Source organism: Serratia sp. 25CWL12, from assembly GCF_055790885.1.
This window is the reverse complement of sequence record NZ_CM147698.1, coordinates 1,515,093-1,533,100: the sequence shown is the minus strand read 5'-3', so window position 1 is coordinate 1,533,100 and position 18,008 is coordinate 1,515,093. Positions and strand designations below refer to the sequence as shown.

Sequence of the window (18,008 nt, the reverse complement as noted above, 5' to 3'; positions counted from 1 at the left end):
CAAAATGCCCTAGCCTGCTAAACCAAATAAACCAACTTCACCAACTAAGCCAACTACGCCAACTAGCAAATTCGCGGTAAAGGTTCATCCAACGGGAGGTCCAGCGTGCGGCTCACCCCAAACAACCCGGTCAGGCAAACCCGCCGCTTTTCTGTGCTATGACCAATCACGGCGGCCTCTCGCCCTAGAGGGTGCTGATGCAACGCGGCCAGTACTTCGGCCTCGGCTTCCGGTGCTACCACCAGCACCAACTTGCCTTCATTGGCAAAGTTAAGTACATCCAACCCCAGTAACTCGCAAATGCCTCTCACTGTCGGTTTTACCGGCAAGGCGCTTTCATTAATTGCCATACCGCAACCGCTGGCTGCCGCAAACTCATGCAATACCGCTGTGACGCCGCCACGGGTGGCATCACGCAACGCACGCACACCGGCAATCGGCAGCAAAGGGGCAATCAGCGGGGCTAACAAGGCACAATCGCTAACCAGATCACTTTCCAACCCCAACCCCTCGCGCAGATTGAGAATGGTCGCCCCATGGTCGCCCAAGGTACCGCTGACAATAATGCTGTCCCCCTGGCGGATCTGCTCGGTTCCCCAGTGAACATCTGTTGGGATCACACCAAACCCGGTGGTATTAATAAAAATTTTATCTACCGCGCCACGAGGGACCACCTTGGTATCACCGGTGACAATTTCTATACCCGCCTGTTGTGCTGTGCTGGCCATCGATTGGACGATACGTTGCAAGGTGCTATAGGCCAGCCCCTCCTCCAGGATCATGCCACAACTTAAATAACGCGGTTGCGCACCACTGACCGCCACATCATTCGCGGTGCCACACACCGCCAGTTTGCCAATATCACCACCTGGAAAAAAAATCGGGTCAATCACATAGCTGTCGGTGGACACCGCCAGGCGGTCACCACTGGCACAGAGCTCACTTAATGCAATACGCGCCTGATCTTCCCGCGCATTCAACGCTGGGTTGGCAAACGCCTGTAAAAACAGCTCCTCAATCAGGGACTGCATGGCTCGCCCCCCATTGCCATGGGCCAGGGTAATCTCCCGCTCTCTGCTTTCTTGGCGCATTATGCGTTCTCTCTTCGATACTGGTAATAAGCGGAACAGGCCCCTTCAGATGACACCATCAAGGCACCAAAAGCATTCTCTGGTGTGCATTGCTGGCCAAATAACGGGCACGCATCGGGTTTACAACGGCCAGTCAACACCTCGCCGCAACGGGCTCGGGGATCATCGGCAACACGTTGGGCTTGCGGTTTAAAGCGTAGTTCGGCATCAAAATCCGCATACTCCGCTTTAATTTGCATACCTGAGTGCGGTATCTCACCCAGGCCACGCCATTCACTGTTCTCTTTCGGGCAAAATACCTCGTCTATCGCCCGCCGTGCCAACAGGTTGCCTTGATCCGGCACAATACGCCGGTATTGGTTTTCCACCACGCAACGGCCATCACGGAATTGTTCCAGTAACATCACCAGCCCTTGCAGTATATCCAGCGGTTCAAACCCAGTGACCACTAACGGTTTATGATGATCGGTAGCAATAAACTGATAAGGGGCGATGCCCAATACCATGCTGACATGGCCCGGTGCCAAAAAGCCGTCAATACGCACATCCGGTTGCTCCAGCAGGCAACGCAACGCCGGGATCAAAATAATATGTTGGCAAAACAGGCTGAAATTGCGCAAGTTACGCTGCCGAGCCTGCTGCAAGGCCAAGGCACTGGCTGGCATGGTGGTTTCAAACCCGATACCAAAAAACACCACTTCGCGTTGTGGGTTTTCACTCGCCAGTTGCAGGGCATCCAGTGGAGAATAGACCACGCGGATATCCGCACCATGGCGACGGGCATCCAGTAATGAGCCATTACGGCCGGGAACACGCATCGCATCGCCGTAGGTGCAGAAAATCACCTCTGGATGGGCGGCAATTTCCCGGCAGCTATCAATTCTGCCCATCGGCAATACACACACCGGGCAACCCGGCCCGTGTACAAACTCCAGGTTATCCGGCAGCAACTGATCAAGGCCGAATCTGAAAATCGCATGGGTATGCCCGCCACACACTTCCATGATTTGTAGCGGCAAGTGTTGCCCCGGTGGTAACGACAACATTAATTGCTCGATGCGCCGCAACAGTGAGTGGCATAAGGTCGGGTCACGAAACTCATCAATGTAGCGCATCAGTCTCTCCTACATCAGTCTCTCCTACATCAGTCTCTCCTGCCAGGGGTTCAAAGCCGACGAGCTGCATCTGCTGCAACGCCGCCAAGGTTTCTTGCGCCTCCTGTTCATCAAGCAGGCTCATGGCACAACCGGCATGAATCAGTACCCACTGGCCGATTAATACCTGCGGAGACCCTTCACAAACCAGCGCAATATTCACTCGCACCGTCACCCCGCACACATCCACCCAAGCCAATTGGTGAATATCCTCACCCACGGCGGTCACTTTACCGGGTATGCCAATGCACATTACTGTGCCTCCAACCAGTTCAACCAAAGTTCCATCCCTTCACCACTAACGGCTGAAAGCGTGATCACCTGGATGTCTGGATTCACCTGACGGGCAAATTCAATACATTTTTCAACAGAAAAATTCACATAAGGCAGGAGATCAATCTTGTTGATGATCATCAAGCTCGAAGCCGCAAACATATGTGGGTACTTGAGTGGTTTGTCTTCCCCTTCGGTGACGGATAGCACAGCAATTTTGTGCCGCTCCCCCAAATCGAAGCTGGCAGGGCACACCAGATTGCCGACATTCTCAATAAACAGCAGGCTGTTATCCTGCAACGTCAGGCGATGGGCCGCATCATGCACCATTTGTGCATCAAGATGGCAACCTTTACCGGTATTCACCTGAATCGCCGGGACACCAGTGGCACGAATGCGCTCTGCATCATTGCTGGTTTGCTGATCACCCTCAATCACGGCACAAGGTATTTTGCCTGCCAAGCGTTGCAGCGTTGCCGTCAGCAAGGTGGTTTTACCGGACCCAGGGCTGGAAACCAGATTCAGCACCAGAATGTGCTGGGCACTGAAATGTTCACGATTATGCGCCGCCAACTGGTTATTTTTACTCAAAACATCCTGCTCAATCTGCACCAGGCGGCGTTGTGTCATACCCGGCGCATGGTTCCCGGCAGCACCCTGTCCATAGTGCAGATCTTGCGTATCGGGCTGAACTTCAGGTGTAAAAGGCTCCGCTGCGGGCACGCCTGAATAATGGTGGTGGACATCACCTTGATGGTAATAATAGTGATGATGATTGATCACCACCGCCGCAGGCCCTTGATGCTGATGTGCTTCGCCATGGTGGTGGCCGTGATGATGATGGTCGTGGTCGTGATGGTCGTGGTCGTGATGGTGGTGGTCGTGATGATGATCTTCAGGATGATCGTGATGATGATGTTCATCACCCTCGATGCTTTTCTCTCCCAAGCCGCAACCGCAAGTTGTACACATGGTTTGGTTCACTCCTCATAATGACTCTACTTCTATCTGCTTGAGTCGCAGGCTTTCGCCACTCTCAACACGCAGTGTATGGCCACCACACTGTGGGCAGCCGGCATCATGTTGTTCTATATACACACTGGCGCTGCAATCCCAGCACCAGGCTTGAGCGGGTTGATAACTCAACCGCAGGTGGCACCCCTCCGCCAGCGTATAGCGGCTGGCACTGGCAAAGCTGAAACGCAAAGCCTGTTCCTCAATACAGGAAAGTGCACCAATTTCCAGCCAGACCGCAGTCACCCGTTTGGCACCGTGCTGTCGGGCTTGTTGCTCTATCAACTCCATGGTGCTCAAGCACAAGCTGATTTCATGCATTAACACCCTTCCCTAATGGTAAACGTAACAACGCCCGGCGCCGCAGATTGCTGGGAATGGTGCTATTTACCACCGGTAACGCCAGTGCCATGCGCGCGGTGTGTTCCGCCAAGGCCCCTGCCTGTTGCGCACTCAGATGGGGAGCCAGGGGTGACATTAACGACGAGGCCAGATACTGCCCGCAGCCCTCAATTTGCCCCACGGTAAAATTCACGTTGCCACAAGGCAGGACCAAGGCCAATTTATCCCCTACTGCCCGCTGCTGCCAGGTTTGATCAGGGCCAGGCAGCACCAGTAAGCTAAGCATCCACGGGGTCAACAAGCTACCAATCCATTGTTGTTCAAAGAGCTGAAAACCACAGGCACGCACCGGAATCTGGGGTTGGAAAAAGGGCAACTGAGCCATTTCTCCATCACCAACTTGCTGAAAGGCACATTCCAACTGTGCAGCAGGATTAAGCTGAAAACCACTATTCGCTGATTGCATCAGCCACCTCTCTGGGTTGCACTACCACCCCACTGTGTTGTAGCGCCACCAGAACCTGTGCCAATGCTGGTTCAATTGCCTGGTTGACCACGGTTGTCAGGCCAATACCCGGTTGTAGTGATTCGGGTACCACGCCCACCAGCGTTAACCGCTGGGGGAATTCATCCGTCAGCCGCAATGCCATCAACACGTCAGAAAGCCCCAGTTGATGGGGTGAAACCTTGCGCGTAAACATCGCCGGGATCTCCTCATCATGCAGCACTTCAACACTGCCTGGCGCACTGCCGGTCAGCACCGCATCCGCCACAATCAGATGATCGCGATCGGCCATCGCCTCCATCAACTCCATTCCCGAGGTGCCACCGTCCATCACCTCGACATAGGCTGGTAAACAGTAACGCTGCTCCAATGCTTCAACGATTCGCACCCCCACCGCTTCATCGCTTAACAACAGGTTGCCTATTCCTAACACCAATATTCTCATTACAACACCTTGACTTTCGTCACTTCATTGCCGGTGGTGTCGACAATATGCACAGCACATGACATGCAAGGGTCAAAGGAGTGAATGGTACGGATCACCTCAAGCGGTTTAGCGACATCCGCTACTGGTGTTCCCACCAACGCACGTTCATAAGGACCAGGCTCGTCATTGTAATTACGCGGCCCGGCGTTCCAGGTTGAAGGCACCACCGCTTGGTAGTTGGCAATTTTGCCATCCTTAATCACCACCCAGTGTGAAAGTGCGCCCCGGGGGGCTTCAATAAAGCCGACACCGCGCACTTCACCGGTTAACGGGATCTGCGGCGGGATAAAGGTTTGATGGTCACCACTGCCAATATTACTCACCAGCGCATGCCACTGCTGATTCAAGGTACCATGTAATACACAGGCATGTATTGCTCGTCCGACAATCCGCCCCAGCGTAGAAGGTAATTGCTCTGCGGTTAATGGCTTGCCAGCCAGGGTTTGGTAGGTCCGGCTAACCTGGGCAAAATAGTTCTGCGTCGGTTGATGTTTCGCTTCCAGACTACACAACAACCAGGCCAGAGGCCCCATTTCCACCGCCTTGCCGTAGAAGGTGGGGGATTTCACCCAGGAGTACTTACCATCCTCTTGCCAGCCGGTGTAATTCGGCCGGGTCAGCCCTTCCCACGGCGCTAGTGGTTTATCATCCTGATACCAGGCGTGTTTGCCACTCTCCTCAATCCCTTTAATCAGATAATCATCATACTGGTTAGCTATTGGGCGGAACTGGCCATTTTCCAGATATCCCCCCGGTAACAGAAATTGCTGCCCCTTACGGTCGGTGGGCATTTCCGGTACGCACAGATAACAATCTGCCCCTTTGCCAATGGTTAACCAATGGGGGTAATGCGCTGCAATCACCGCGCTATCCACCAGATAAACCTGTTCGATAAAGTCGCCCAGGCGATCAATAAAACTTTTCAGGTACATCAGGCGCTCGAGGTTCAAAACGCTGGGGGCATCGAGATTAATCGGGTTAGCTACCCCGCCTACCGCCAGGTTTTGAATATGCGGGGTTTTGCCGCCCAATAGCGCCACCACGCGGTTAGCATCGCGCTGGCACTCCAAGGCTTGCAGGTAGTGGGCCACCGCAATCAGGTTAATCTCTGGTGGTAACACCATCGCCGGATGGCCCCAGTAACCGTTGGCGAAGATACCTAACTGGCCACTGTCCACCAGATCTTTAATCTTCTGCTGCACCCGGCTAAATTCGGCCGCACTGTTCAATGACCAGCTTGACACGCCATTGAGCAAATCAGCCGCCTTTTGTGGGTCGGCCTGCAACGCAGAGGTGATGTCGACCCAATCCAGGGCCGACAATTGATAGAAGTGCACAATATGGTCATGAATACTGTGGGCAGCCATAATGATATTGCGGATGTACTGAGCATTGACCGGGACTTCCATACCCAGCGCATTCTCTACCGCACGGACCGAAGCCAAAGCATGAATGGTGGTGCAAACACCGCAAATCCGTTGCACGATCATCCAGGCATCCCGCGGGTCATTGCCCTGAACAATCTCTTCCATACCCCGCCACATGGTGCCGGAAGACCAGGCTTTGGTTACCAGGCCATTTTCAATTTCGCAATCAATACGCAGGTGTCCCTCAATGCGGGTAACGGGATCAATGGTGATGCGTTGGCTCATGTTCCACCTCTAACTCTAATGGTTTGTTTTCATGATTGTTTTCATGATTGTTTTTATGATTGTTTTTATGCGGGTGTTGGCGTGCAGGTAGCACCGGCAATAGCCGGATCAACAGGATGTACGCACACACTTCAATTGCCACAAAGCCAATGGAGATCAACAGTTCACTGGCGGTCGGGAAGTAGCCATAACCACTGCCGGGGTCATAAGCCAGTAGCGAGTAATTTAACCGCCAGAACGAGGCCCCGCAGACCATACTCAACGCACCAATAAACAGCAGGCGTGAGTCGCTACGATTGCGTTGCCAACGGAACAGCAACAGTGGCAGTAACATCAGTAAAATCTCTAGCCAAAACGAAATAGCAAAACGATCGAGATGCCACAGATAGCCCATTTTATTGCGCCAAATCAGCTCGCCAAAGCGCAAGACAATAAATAACAACAGGATGATGTCGATGGTGTAAGTCAAACGGCTAAAGAGTGGGGTTTCATTGGCTCCTTTGCCCCGTAACCCGGCTTGCACCAATGACCCTTCGAAAATCACAATCGAAAAACCGAGAATAGCGGCGGTCAGCAGCGAAAACAGCGGCAACATTTCATAGCTTTGCCACAGTGGATGCACCTTGATACCTGCCGCAATCATCAATGAACCCATTGACGACTGGTGCATAGCTGGCAACAACGCCCCCAGCGCGATAACAAAGAACATCACCTTATTAAGCCACTTGAGCGAAACCTTCCAGCCCAGGCGCTCAAACAGTGCCGGAGCAAACTCCAGTGCTACCACGCCGATGTAGATAGTCATACAGACGGCGGTTTCAAACAGCACCGACGATGTATTGAAATGGCCAGGAATATAGAAGTAAGGCAAGTTCCAATAACGGCCGACATCAATAGTGATGGAGAGCCCCCCGAGCGCATAGCCAAACAAGCTGGCTAACAGCGCAGGCCGCACCAACGGATGGTACTCACCCCGGTTGAAGACATACACCGCCCAGGCTAAAGCCCAACCGCCACACGCCAACCCGGTCCCCACCAACAGATCAAAGGCGATCCAGATCCCCCAGGGAAAACCGCCATTCAAGTCAGATACCGCTCCCAACCCGAACACCAGACGTTTGAGGATCAACAGCAGGCACAACACCACAAAAGGTGCCAGCAACATCACCGGCCAACTGACCAACCGCCCGCCAAGGGGCTGCATTTTATGCGTCGTCATGCTCATCCTCCTTCTTCTTCTGAGATTCATGACGCGTATTGCGTTGAACCAAGAAGGTGATCCCTGCCAATGCGGCAAACGGCAGCACCATGCCTTTATATAACGAGTGCTGTACATGCTCAGAACGCGCACCGGTGGCCAGATCATCCAGTGGCGGCAGGCCCAGATTTTCGAAAGGCACCCCGGTCAGTACCAATACTTGGGTGCCTCCCCCTTCGTGTTCGCCATACAGATGCGGCTGGTAATGGGCCAATGGGCGCTCATAGTTGTCACCGGTCTGTAAGGTTTGCCGTGGGAAGCGGTAATTCTCTCCTGGTGTGGCGGCCAGACGCTGCTTGGCCTCAGCCATCAGCTGTTCACGGGTACCAAAAATCACCGCCCCGGTTGGGCAGACTTCAACGCATCCCGGCAGGCCGCCCTTATCCAGCCGTTCCAGCCCTTTCTGGTTGCACAGTTCACACTTGTGGATCTGACCAAACGGATTGTCGTAGTCATACTTCGGCACATTGAATGGACAGCCCACCATGCAGTAACGGCAACCGGTGCAGACATCGGGGTTATAGTGCACAATGCCGGTTTTTGGGTCTTTCCGTAACGCCTGCACCGGGCAGACGGAAACGCAGTTGGCATCGACACAGTGCATGCACTGTTTTTTGATATAGGCATAGCCATTGTCTACCTGGTCTTTATGCTGCCCATCGCCACTGGTCCATACCTGAATAATATTGTTGGTATAGGGGCTGAGTTTATCGTTATTCGACCAGGTTGCTGCGGTACCGGCATAGGCATAGGTTTCACCATGCGGTTCATCGCTATGATTGAGTCGTTGACACTGGCTGACACAAGCCTGGCACCCTACGCATAAGGTTGAGTCATACAACATCCCTAATGCATTGGGGATTGGGGCCTTATTTTCCGCCCCTGCCTGTACGCGAGGCACAACGCCTACCAGCATCGCACCGCCTGAAGCCAGTTTTAAAAAGTGACGTCGGTTCACTATTTACTCCTTGCGCGGCGGCTCATCGTCTTTACGCTGCGCCTTCTGTTGCCGCCCCAGTTCTCTCACTGTCATCAGGCTCACTCCAGCAGCCAAACCGACGACGCCCCCTAACAACCCAACGGCGGTAGGGCTGACATGCCCGCCCTCTCTGGCCAGTACCGCGGGTTTAGCATTGCGTGGCGTTGGATTTTCCACATTGGCCAACTGCGCAATTCCTTTAGTAAAGCCCACCCCCTGCTCGTTACAGCCATAGCAGGGGTGACCAATGCCGACTGGCCAAATACCGCCGCCAATGTCACAAAACTCCAGCGTCGAACAGTTACCGTAAGTTTCTGGCCCTTTACAGCCAAGATGGAATAAGCACCAGCCCTGTCGGTGACCCTCATCACCAAATTGTTTGGCAAAGCGCCCAGCATCAAAGTGTGGGCGGCGTTCGCAGTTCTCGTGGATCAAGCGGCCATAGGCAAACTCGGGCCGATTTTTGGCATCCAGCGCCGGAGGTCGTCGAAAGGTAATAACATGTGCCACTGTCGCCAGGAAATTATGCGGGTTAGGTGGGCAGCCGGGGATATTGATCACCGTTTTACCGGGTAATACCTCCTGCAAGCTAACCGCCCCCGTCGGGTTCCCCCCAGTAGAAGGGACGCCTCCCCAAGCCGCGCAGGAACCAATGGCGATAATCGCCGCAGCATGTTCCGCCGCCTGCTTGATATGCTCGACAATCGGTTTGCCGGCCACCATGCAGTAAATCCCCCCGTCCTTAATCGGGATTGAGCCATCAACCACCAGCACATATTTGCCCTGATACTGTTCAATGGCTCGGTGTTTGTTTTCTTCCGCCTGTTCGCCAAACGCTGCTGACAGAACTTCGTGATATTCCATTGAAACAACATCCAGCAACAGGTTTTCAATGGTTGGGTGAGTGGCACGTAATAATGATTCAGTACATCCCGTGCACTCCTGGGCGCCAATCCAGATAACGGGCGGTCGTTGCGGTGAGGATACCGAGTGGGCAATTTCGGCGGCGGCTTTGCTACTTAGCCCCATGGTGGCAGCGAGCGCCGCACACAGTTTCATAAAGTCACGGCGATTCACGCCATTACGGAAAAATGTTTCGTTTTCCCTGGTCATTGTCTATCCCCTGTCAATAACTGCAATACCACAAAAAGCCCTATACCCGCCGGTATTCACGCTACCGGGATGTTGGTTGCAACCTGAATCAATCTGGGTATAAGCAGGTGGACAATTTTTGGTCGTTTACTGCCGAGGGCAGGTTGATCTTTATCAACCTTTAGTGCGGTAAAAATTAATATTTCTGTAACATGAGTAAGATCGCTTCAGCAAAAAATATTTAGCTTGCTTATCACTTACTATGCCTATCACCGGGTTACCGCTGTTGACCAAACTAATTTCCAGCGCGGAATAACCGGTTTTTTATCTAATGCTCGTTTGGGTCAACAATTTGTCAGTAGCTTCGAGTTAGAGTCTGTTATTAACAAAATCTGTTACTAGAAAAATAAGTCCCCTTCAAAAATTAGATAATTACTGCAGGGATAACCAATATGAACGAGAACAAAGTCCCAGACTTGTTACATCACACCGTTACCCGCCGTCAGTTAATTAAAGCAGGCAGTGCCACTGGCTGTTTGCTCGCCGCCACCTCGGGTATGGTGTTACCTTTCCGTAAAACGGTGGCGGCCGAATCCACCGCCAATGCCACGGCTCCGCAAGATAAAGTGGTCTGGAGCTCTTGCACCGTTAACTGCGGTAGCCGCTGCGCACTACGCTTGCATGTACGCGATGATGAAGTCTACTGGGTTGAAAGCGACAACACCGGTAACGATGAATATGGCGATCATCAATTACGTGCCTGCTTGCGCGGGCGCTCTATTCGCCGCCGGATGAACCACCCGGACCGGTTGAAATACCCGATGAAACGCGTCGGCAAACGGGGTGAAGGTAAATTTAAACCTATCAGTTGGGATGAAGCGCTGGATACCATCAGCGGCAAACTGAAGCAAACCTTGGCGCAATACGGTAATGAGGCGGTACATGTGTTGTATGGCACCGGGGTAGATGGCGGCAATATCACCAACTCCAATGTGCCCTACCGCCTGATGAACTCCTGTGGTGGCTTCCTCAGCCGTTACGGCAGTTACAGCACCGCGCAAATCACCGCTGCCATGCCTTATTTATACGGCGCGCAAGAGGGTAATAGCCCGGATGATATCGCCAATAGCAAACTGGTGGTTTTGTTCGGCAATAACCCGGCTGAAACCCGCATGAGTGGTGCTAGCGTAACCTATTATCTGGAGCAGGCCCGAGCCATCTCTAACGCCAAGATGATTGTGATCGACCCACGTTATACCGATACCGCCGCTGGCCGTGAAGACCAATGGGTGCCAATCCGCCCGGGTACTGATGCGGCCTTGGTGGCGGGTATGGCCTATGTACTGATCACCGAAAACCTGGTGGACCAAGAATTTCTGGATAACTATTGCATCGGCTATGATGAAAAAACGCTGCCGGCCAGCGCCCCCAAGAATGGCCACTACAAAGCCTATATTGTTGGCCAAGGTGAAGATGGCACCGCCAAAACCCCCGAATGGGCAGCGCAGATCACCGGTATTCCTGCCACGGACATCATCAAATTGGCCCGTGAAATCGGCATGACCAAACCGGCTTATATCTGCCAGGGTTGGGGACCACAGCGCCACGCTAACGGGGAGCAAACCGCCCGGGCAATCGCTATGCTGCCGATTTTAACCGGTAACGTAGGGATTAACGGCGGTAATACTGGCTGCCGTGAAGGCACGTTTGATCTTGGTGTGGAATGGTTCGACATGCTCACCAACCCGGTAAAAACCAAAATCTCTGTTTATACCTGGACCGATGCGATTATTCGTGGCCCGGAGATGACCGCCAAGCGTGATGGTATCCGTGGCAAAGATAAACTGGATGTGCCGATCAAATTTATCTGGTGTTATGCCAGTAATACCCTGATCAATCAGCATGGTGATATCAGCCGCACCCACCAGATCCTGCAGGACGACAGTAAATGCGAGATGATTGTCGGTATCGAGCATTTTATGACCTCTTCCGCCAAGTATTGCGATATTTTGCTACCGGACTTAATGCCTACCGAACAGGAAGACCTGATCTCTCATGAGTCTGCCGGCAATATGGGCTATGTGATCCTGGGTCAGCCCGCCACCTCACCTAAGTTTGAACGCCGCCCTATTTACGAAATTCTTTCCGAAGTGGCTAAACGACTGGGTAAAGAGCCCGAGTCCCTCTTCACCGAAGGGCGCAGCCAGCAACAGTGGATCGAGTATCTGTGTGAGAAAACCCGTGAACGCAATCCAGAAATGCCCACTTATCAAGAGATGAAAATGGTCGGTATCTATAAGCGTAAAGCACCGGAAGGACATATTGTGGCCTTTAAAGAGTTCCGGGAAAATCCACAGGCAAACCCACTGAAAACACCGTCTGGCAAGATTGAGATTTACTCCGAACGGCTGGCGGAAATTGCCGCCACCTGGGAACTGGCGAAAGAAGATGTGATCCATCCCTTGCCGGTATATGCAGCCGGTTTCGAAAGTTGGCAAGACCCTATACGTAGCAAATATCCGCTACAACTCTTTGGCTACCATTACAAGGCTAGAACCCACTCCAGCTATGGCAATATCGATGTATTGCAACAATCCTGCCCGCAGGAGGTCTGGATCAACCCCATTGATGCTAAAGCGCGCGGTATCAAACATGGCGAACGCGTCAGGGTGTTTAATGACCGTGGAGAAACGCAGATACAAGCAAAGGTCACACCCAGGATCATGCCCGGCGTCACCGCCATGGGCCAAGGAGCCTGGCTGACGGCAGATATGTTTGGCGACAAGGTCGATCACGGTGGCAGCGTGAATATCCTGACTAATCAGCGCCCTTCTCCCCTGGCCAAGGGTAATCCACAACATACCAATCTGGTGGAGATAGCCAAACTGTAACTAAACCTGAGGACCTAAACCTGATAATAGGGGCCACGCCTTTGGCCCCTGATTCGGTCGCAGGCACCATAAATCCATAAGATGGAGAACGTAGGGCGACCGAAATTTGCCACTTTATTATTAATTCACCGAGATCCCCCATTTCTTCATACGCGACAACAAGGTAGTGCGCTTAAGCCCCAGACGCTGAGCGAAGAGTTTGAAATGGCGGTGATGCAGAAAGCCGACCTCTATACACGCGCTACGTTTACCTTGGTGAATTGCCGTTGCTGCCAATAGCCATTTACCACCAGCAAGTCGGTTGTTGAAGAAGTGATTTTTCTTGGTATTCAACCGGATGTTGTGGCGTTTTATTTTCCAATCACCGAAAAGGTATCGCAAGCAGTCCAACAGGTTTATCGCCAGTTATCCGCGTCGGGTAACGTTGACGGTTTTGAGTTACTTTGAGTGAGTTTTAGCCAAAATTCAGCCCAGAGACCAATCCATATCAAATTATGCGGGTGCTGATTATGCTAAATAAGTGTGAAGATTTTTTTATCACTGGCGGTTTCTCCGCCGTAGTGATGGGTCGGGAAGGCGAATACTGTACTTCCCAATGGCAATAAAAAAGGAGTGCTGTAGATGAAGAAAGTCATCACGGTCTGCCCTTATTGCGCCTCAGGTTGCAAAATCAATCTGGTAGTAGACAACGGCAGAATCATCAAAGCCGAAGGCGCAAATGGTGTGACCAATCAGGGCGAGTTATGCCTAAAAGGATATTACGGCTGGGACTTCGTTCACGATACCAAGATCCTGACTCCGCGCCTGAAAACGCCGATGATCCGTCGGCAACGTGGCGGAAAATTGGAGTCGGTTTCTTGGGAAGAGGCTATTGAGTTCGCCAGTTCACGTTTGCTCGCCGTCAAAGAAAAGTACGGTCCTGATGCCATTATGACCACCGGCTCTTCACGTGGACCAGGTAACGAAGCCAACTACATCATGCAAAAATTTGCGCGCGCTACGGTCGGTACTAACAATATCGACTGTTGCGCGCGTGTCTGACACGGCCCTTCGGTTGCAGGTCTGCAGCGTTCGGTCGGTAACGGCGCCATGAGTAACTCAATCGTTGAGATTGAGGACACACAATGTATTTTTGTCTTCGGCTATAACGCCGCAGACTCTCACCCTATTGTCGCTCGCCGTATTCTTAAGGCGAAAGATAAAGGGGCAAAAATTATTGTTTGCGATCCACGCTATATTGAAACGGCGCGTATTGCAGATATCCATTTGCCGCTGAAAAACGGCTCCAATATTGCCCTGCTCAATGCCCTCGCCTATGTGATCATTGAGGAGAATCTGTACGATCAGTCATTTGTTGAAAATCATACCGAACAGTTTGATGAGTATCGCGCTATCGTCGCCAAGTACCCGCCAGAGTCGGTTGAGAAAACTACCGGGCTTAGCGCCCAGCAGATCCGTGATACTGCGCGGATGTATGCCACCTCACCTACGGCAACCATTTTGTGGGGCATGGGTGTCACGCAGTTCTATCAGGGTGTGGAAACCGTGCGGTCACTTACCAGCCTGGCGATGCTGACGGGTAATCTGGGTAAACCCAATGTGGGGGTCAACCCGGTACGTGGGCAGAATAACGTGCAAGGTGCCTGTGATATGGGGGCATTGCCCAATACCCTGCCGGGTTATGCCCAGGTCACTGATGCACAAGCGCGGGAAAGATTCGCCAAGGCCTGGGGTATCGCCGCCATGCCTGCCGAAATTGGCTATGCCCTGAGTGAAGTGCCACACAATATTGACCATGGCAAACTCAAAGCCCACTACATTATGGGGGAAGACCCACTACAGACGGAGCCTGATCTTGCCACTATCCGCAGAACCTTTGAAAAACTGGAACTGTTGATCGTGCAAGATATCTTTATGACCAAAACCGCATCCATTGCGGATGTTATCTTACCTGCGACCTCCTGGGGGGAACATGAAGGGGTGTATACCGCTGCAGACCGTGGCTTCCAGCGCTTCTATAAAGCCGTTGAGCCCGTAGGTGATGTGAAGACCGACTGGCAGATTATCAGCCTGATGTCTACCGCTATGGGTTACCCCATGCACTACAACGACACGCAGGAAATCTGGGACGAGCTGCGTGAACTGTGCCCAATCTATTACGGTGCCACCTACGAGAAAATGGGGGACTTAGGCTACATTCAATGGCCTTGCCCTACCTTGGAACATCCGGGAACCTCTTACCTATATCAGGGAGGGAAATTCTCACGCCCCAGTGGCAAAGCCGAGTTCTTTACCTGTGACTGGGCCCCCCCCATCGATCAGGTCAGTGACGAGTACCCATTGGTGCTCTCTACCGTGCGTGAGGTGGGCCATTACTCTTGCCGTTCGATGACCGGTAACTGTAAGGCACTGGTGGCATTGGCTGATGAACCAGGATACGCGCAGATCAACACTGAAGACGCCGCACGCCTGGGGGTTGAAGATCAGGCACTGGTGTGGGTGCGCTCACGTCAAGGTAAGGTCATCACCCGTGCCAATGTCAGTGACCGTCCAAACCGGGGGGCCATTTATATGACCTACCAATGGTGGATTGGTGCCTGTAACGAACTGGTGGCAGAAAACCTGAGCCCGATTACCAAAACACCGGAATATAAATATTGTGCGGTGCAGATCGAAACGATCAAGGATCAGGAGCAAGCGGAATATTTTGTTCAGCAGGAGTACAGCAAAATCAAGCAGCGCCTACGGGAGGCGGCGGCTGGCTAACGAAGTGATGCCACTCTAACTGAACCTCAGGGATGAGGTTCAGTTGTTTTAAACCTGTGCGCTATCAATCAGTCATTAGCAACCGTCTGCACACTTGGCATCTGGGTTGGTAAACAGGATACGCACCAGCAAAGCACCAGACTCACGCAGCGGATCATTGCCAATGGCCAATACCTTGCCAGTTTGGGTTGCCGTATATTCACGAAGAATATCGCCAAAAGCATTACGTTGCACCGCAACTTTCTGCCCTTTAACCACGGAATCCCCGACTTTCACCAGAACTTCAGCAAACCCACCCATCTCAGCTCTAATTGAAGTCATCTCATTGCCGATATAGGTTTTTTGCTCTTTCGCAGTCGTCCCTAATTTGCCTGGAGTCATCCCTTGATCAACCATCAGGTTACGCACCCCAGTGAGACTGCGTGCAATAAGTTCTGGCTGATAAAGTTTTGGCTGGCCAATTTCGAGGGTAATAGCAGGAATTTTCTGTTCGACAAACGTGGTTTCTACCGTGCCTTTTTCACCGGGATCGGCTTTAATCTGATCCGCCGGGAACAGTTCAGCCATTTTCTTCACTTGCGGGTTACGGTAATCGGCATAGATAAACAGGGGATATTCGGTACCGGTGCTCTGAGTATGCATATCGACAAACATATTGGTATTGCCGGCCCACAAATTATTCCACAACAACCAAGCTTGCTGTTCAGCTGGGTTACCTTTCTCTTTACCCGGCCAGATGCGGTTAAAATCAACCGTATAACCGCCATCCGTTGGTACCTGCCAATTACGATTATTCGCCAGCATACCCGTTGGGTTGGCACCCACCGCCCCAACAACCGTCCCTTTCAGTTCTGCCGGGTTTAACTGTTCAAACACCTGCTGTATGACTCGGATACCATTCAGTTCATCACCATGCACCGCCGCTTGCAGACCCAGTTTAGGACCCGGCTTCGCCCCTTTCGCCACCAAGACTGGCACATACCAATGCTGGCCAATGCCGTTACTCGCTCCTTGGAACATAAAACGATAAACTTTACCTGCCTGTAGGTCATCGACATCCAACTTGCTGATCACCGGATGACCATCAATTTTGTCCCCGGTATAAACCATAGCTGCCTGCGCATTGAGCGCCCCAGCAAGCAATACTGCCAACATCGTCACTTTATACATAACCATCCTCATTGTTATTAGTAAGAAAGTATTTCCTTGAAAACTCCCTCAGCGGCAGAGAAGAGCGCACTCATCCTGATCGAACGCCTGCATATCATTCACTTATCCCTGGAGCCTCGCTTTGCAAAGTATAAGCAGCTGTGCCAGCAATGACTGTTCTCTATGACTTAAAATAGCCAAGATATCAGCATATTACGCCCAACCATCAACATGGGCTATGGGCCGGATAGCAAAAATTGCGCAAGATCTTTTTTTACTATCCAGCATCTTGCTTTCTACTTATTGAATTGCCAACAATTTCCCATCGACCGTCTGTTTTACTTTTTTGTCACAGTGCTATCATGTCGGTATAGTGCAACAGCTAAACACGCTGACTAATGCTGTGGTGTAAGTCTTCTGAACAGAGGTCGTGAGGCCTGGTTTTAGCCCCACGTGGATAGCCATCAGGTGGTAAGTGCGGCGAGGCTGCCCGGATAAAGTTGCTCTTAGATCTCTCTTATTAAAAGATGGCAGAGGCATATTGCCGCTATCGTTGGTTGGAACGCTTTTATGTTTACCTTAACCCACACAGCTAGTTTGAACCTCAGTCACTCAGCGGGTTTTATTACGGCGGAAGTACAAGGCTACCTAGGTGATCGGCCCAGTGTCAGGTTTCATCAAATCAGATTCGACCCCCGCTATTATCACGATACCTTGTTCAACCAATGGAACATTCCGTTGCCTGAACAATTCTGCCAGGCAATCATCAAGCGTAAGGCGGAATATTTGGCTGGGCGATATTGTGCCCAGCAACAACTGGACGCTCTCGGTATCCACGGCTTTGAGTTACGCCAAGGGGAGGATCGTGCCCCGATCTGGCCAGCTCAGGTTATTGGTTCGATTTCACACCATCACCGTTCAGCGATTGTTGTCACTTCTCAGGCTCAGGATAATGGATTCTTAGGGATTGATACTGAGCTGATTATGAAAGCTGACGTGGCGGCGAATCTGCGAGAAATGATTATTAATGAGCAGGAAAACCAGCTGCTGGCACACAGTGGCATGCCTTTTAATCTGGCGCTGACACTGATATTTTCGTTGAAAGAGAGCTTGTATAAGGCACTCTATCCACAAGTGAATAAATTCTTTGATTGCCATGCCGCCAGAGTAATTGAATTTGCACCGCAGCAAGGGCGTTGTCAGCTACAACTCACTGAATCCCTTAACTCTATTCATACTGCAGGCTCAGTCTATCAAGGCCAGTTTATTTGGGATAGCCAAGAGGTCACCACCTTGGTCACCGGCACAACTGAAACCCCCTGACCTTGGGTGACGCATCTACGCGTGTGGCAAGG

Annotated in this window: 15 protein-coding genes and 1 pseudogene; 4 read left to right on the top strand and 12 right to left on the bottom strand. The window is 52.0% G+C overall.

The features are described from left to right. Positions 1-62: 62 nt before the first annotated feature. From hypE to hybO, 11 genes are read right to left on the bottom strand one after another with little or no spacing between them, the layout of a single operon-like run. The gene (gene hypE, locus ACX9GV_RS06800) at positions 63-1,091 is read right to left on the bottom strand and encodes a hydrogenase expression/formation protein HypE (protein WP_473197506.1); all 1,029 of its coding nucleotides are present in this window, start codon (positions 1,089-1,091) and stop codon (positions 63-65) included. Next, positions 1,091-2,206 (bottom strand): hydrogenase formation protein HypD, encoded by a 1,116-nt coding sequence (gene hypD / locus ACX9GV_RS06795; RefSeq protein WP_473197505.1) that lies wholly within the window; start codon positions 2,204-2,206, stop codon positions 1,091-1,093. The genes hypE and hypD overlap by 1 nt, the downstream gene beginning before the upstream one ends. Then, positions 2,193-2,498 carry a hydrogenase maturation factor HybG gene (hybG, locus tag ACX9GV_RS06790; RefSeq protein ID WP_473197504.1) on the bottom strand — a complete coding sequence of 102 codons (306 nt, stop codon included), beginning with the start codon at positions 2,496-2,498 and terminating at the stop codon, positions 2,193-2,195. Before hybG ends, hypD begins: the two co-directional genes overlap by 14 nt. Beyond that, entirely contained in the window at positions 2,498-3,490 is a 993-nt protein-coding gene (gene hypB, locus ACX9GV_RS06785; RefSeq protein WP_473197503.1) for a hydrogenase nickel incorporation protein HypB, read from the bottom strand. Before hypB ends, hybG begins: the two co-directional genes overlap by 1 nt. Before the next feature lie 15 nt (positions 3,491-3,505). Beyond that, positions 3,506-3,853, bottom strand: a complete 348-nt coding sequence (gene hypA / locus ACX9GV_RS06780; protein ID WP_473197502.1) for a hydrogenase maturation nickel metallochaperone HypA — start codon at positions 3,851-3,853, stop codon at positions 3,506-3,508. Next, entirely contained in the window at positions 3,846-4,340 is a 495-nt protein-coding gene (hybE, locus tag ACX9GV_RS06775; RefSeq protein ID WP_473197501.1) for a hydrogenase-2 assembly chaperone, read from the bottom strand. The genes hypA and hybE overlap by 8 nt, the downstream gene beginning before the upstream one ends. Then, the gene (locus ACX9GV_RS06770) at positions 4,324-4,824 is read right to left on the bottom strand and encodes a HyaD/HybD family hydrogenase maturation endopeptidase (protein ID WP_473197500.1); all 501 of its coding nucleotides are present in this window, start codon (positions 4,822-4,824) and stop codon (positions 4,324-4,326) included. Before ACX9GV_RS06770 ends, hybE begins: the two co-directional genes overlap by 17 nt. Continuing rightward, positions 4,824-6,518 carry a hydrogenase 2 large subunit gene (gene hybC / locus ACX9GV_RS06765; RefSeq protein ID WP_023490434.1) on the bottom strand — a complete coding sequence of 565 codons (1,695 nt, stop codon included), beginning with the start codon at positions 6,516-6,518 and terminating at the stop codon, positions 4,824-4,826. Before hybC ends, ACX9GV_RS06770 begins: the two co-directional genes overlap by 1 nt. Then, positions 6,496-7,737, bottom strand: coding sequence for a Ni/Fe-hydrogenase cytochrome b subunit (gene hybB, locus ACX9GV_RS06760; RefSeq protein WP_473197499.1), 1,242 nt, complete (start codon positions 7,735-7,737; stop codon positions 6,496-6,498). The genes hybC and hybB overlap by 23 nt, the downstream gene beginning before the upstream one ends. Further along, positions 7,724-8,734 carry a hydrogenase 2 operon protein HybA gene (hybA, locus tag ACX9GV_RS06755; protein WP_473197498.1) on the bottom strand — a complete coding sequence of 337 codons (1,011 nt, stop codon included), beginning with the start codon at positions 8,732-8,734 and terminating at the stop codon, positions 7,724-7,726. Before hybA ends, hybB begins: the two co-directional genes overlap by 14 nt. Positions 8,735-8,737: 3 nt before the next feature. Then, on the bottom strand, positions 8,738-9,868 hold the full coding sequence (gene hybO, locus ACX9GV_RS06750) for a hydrogenase 2 small subunit (RefSeq protein ID WP_023490437.1): 1,131 nt from the start codon (positions 9,866-9,868) through the stop codon (positions 8,738-8,740). 431 nt (positions 9,869-10,299) lie between these two features. On the opposite strand from hybO, the gene ynfF reads away from it, so the two are divergent. The 3 genes and pseudogenes from ynfF (at position 10,300) to fdhF (ending at position 15,504) form a co-directional block, all read left to right on the top strand. Further along, positions 10,300-12,738, top strand: coding sequence for a selenate/tellurate reductase subunit YnfF (ynfF, locus tag ACX9GV_RS06745; RefSeq protein WP_473197497.1), 2,439 nt, complete (start codon positions 10,300-10,302; stop codon positions 12,736-12,738). Between the two features lie 186 nt (positions 12,739-12,924). After that, positions 12,925-13,014, top strand: a pseudogene (locus tag ACX9GV_RS06740) (formate hydrogenlyase complex iron-sulfur subunit); the annotation flags it as partial. Positions 13,015-13,359: 345 nt separating this feature from the next. Further along, positions 13,360-15,504: a formate dehydrogenase subunit alpha gene (gene fdhF / locus ACX9GV_RS06735; RefSeq protein WP_473197496.1), complete on the top strand. Its 2,145-nt coding sequence runs from the start codon at positions 13,360-13,362 to the stop codon at positions 15,502-15,504. Between the two features lie 75 nt (positions 15,505-15,579). Here fdhF and ACX9GV_RS06730 read toward each other — a convergent pair whose 3' ends face one another. Beyond that, the gene (locus ACX9GV_RS06730; protein ID WP_473197495.1) at positions 15,580-16,674 is read right to left on the bottom strand and encodes a succinylglutamate desuccinylase/aspartoacylase family protein; all 1,095 of its coding nucleotides are present in this window, start codon (positions 16,672-16,674) and stop codon (positions 15,580-15,582) included. Between the two features lie 549 nt (positions 16,675-17,223). Between ACX9GV_RS06730 and ACX9GV_RS06725 the strand changes: the two genes are divergently transcribed. Continuing rightward, positions 17,224-17,976 carry a 4'-phosphopantetheinyl transferase family protein gene (locus ACX9GV_RS06725; protein WP_473197494.1) on the top strand — a complete coding sequence of 251 codons (753 nt, stop codon included), beginning with the start codon at positions 17,224-17,226 and terminating at the stop codon, positions 17,974-17,976. The last annotated feature ends 32 nt before the right edge of the window (positions 17,977-18,008 follow it).

Excerpts from the sequence above, each read along its gene's own strand:
- hybC (WP_023490434.1), bottom strand. The coding sequence starts at position 6,518 with ATGAGCCAACGCATCACCATTGATCCCGTTACCCGCATTGAGGGACAC.
- ACX9GV_RS06770 (WP_473197500.1), bottom strand. The coding sequence starts at position 4,824 with ATGAGAATATTGGTGTTAGGAATAGGCAACCTGTTGTTAAGCGATGAA.
- ACX9GV_RS06725 (WP_473197494.1), top strand. The coding sequence starts at position 17,224 with ATGTTTACCTTAACCCACACAGCTAGTTTGAACCTCAGTCACTCAGCG.
- ACX9GV_RS06730 (WP_473197495.1), bottom strand. The coding sequence starts at position 16,674 with ATGTATAAAGTGACGATGTTGGCAGTATTGCTTGCTGGGGCGCTCAAT.
- hypA (WP_473197502.1), bottom strand. The coding sequence starts at position 3,853 with ATGCATGAAATCAGCTTGTGCTTGAGCACCATGGAGTTGATAGAGCAA.
- hybB (WP_473197499.1), bottom strand. The coding sequence starts at position 7,737 with ATGACGACGCATAAAATGCAGCCCCTTGGCGGGCGGTTGGTCAGTTGG.
- hypB (WP_473197503.1), bottom strand. The coding sequence starts at position 3,490 with ATGTGTACAACTTGCGGTTGCGGCTTGGGAGAGAAAAGCATCGAGGGT.
- hypD (WP_473197505.1), bottom strand. The coding sequence starts at position 2,206 with ATGCGCTACATTGATGAGTTTCGTGACCCGACCTTATGCCACTCACTG.
- hybG (WP_473197504.1), bottom strand. The coding sequence starts at position 2,498 with ATGTGCATTGGCATACCCGGTAAAGTGACCGCCGTGGGTGAGGATATT.
- hybE (WP_473197501.1), bottom strand. The coding sequence starts at position 4,340 with ATGCAATCAGCGAATAGTGGTTTTCAGCTTAATCCTGCTGCACAGTTG.
- hypE (WP_473197506.1), bottom strand. The coding sequence starts at position 1,091 with ATGCGCCAAGAAAGCAGAGAGCGGGAGATTACCCTGGCCCATGGCAAT.
- ynfF (WP_473197497.1), top strand. The coding sequence starts at position 10,300 with ATGAACGAGAACAAAGTCCCAGACTTGTTACATCACACCGTTACCCGC.
- hybO (WP_023490437.1), bottom strand. The coding sequence starts at position 9,868 with ATGACCAGGGAAAACGAAACATTTTTCCGTAATGGCGTGAATCGCCGT.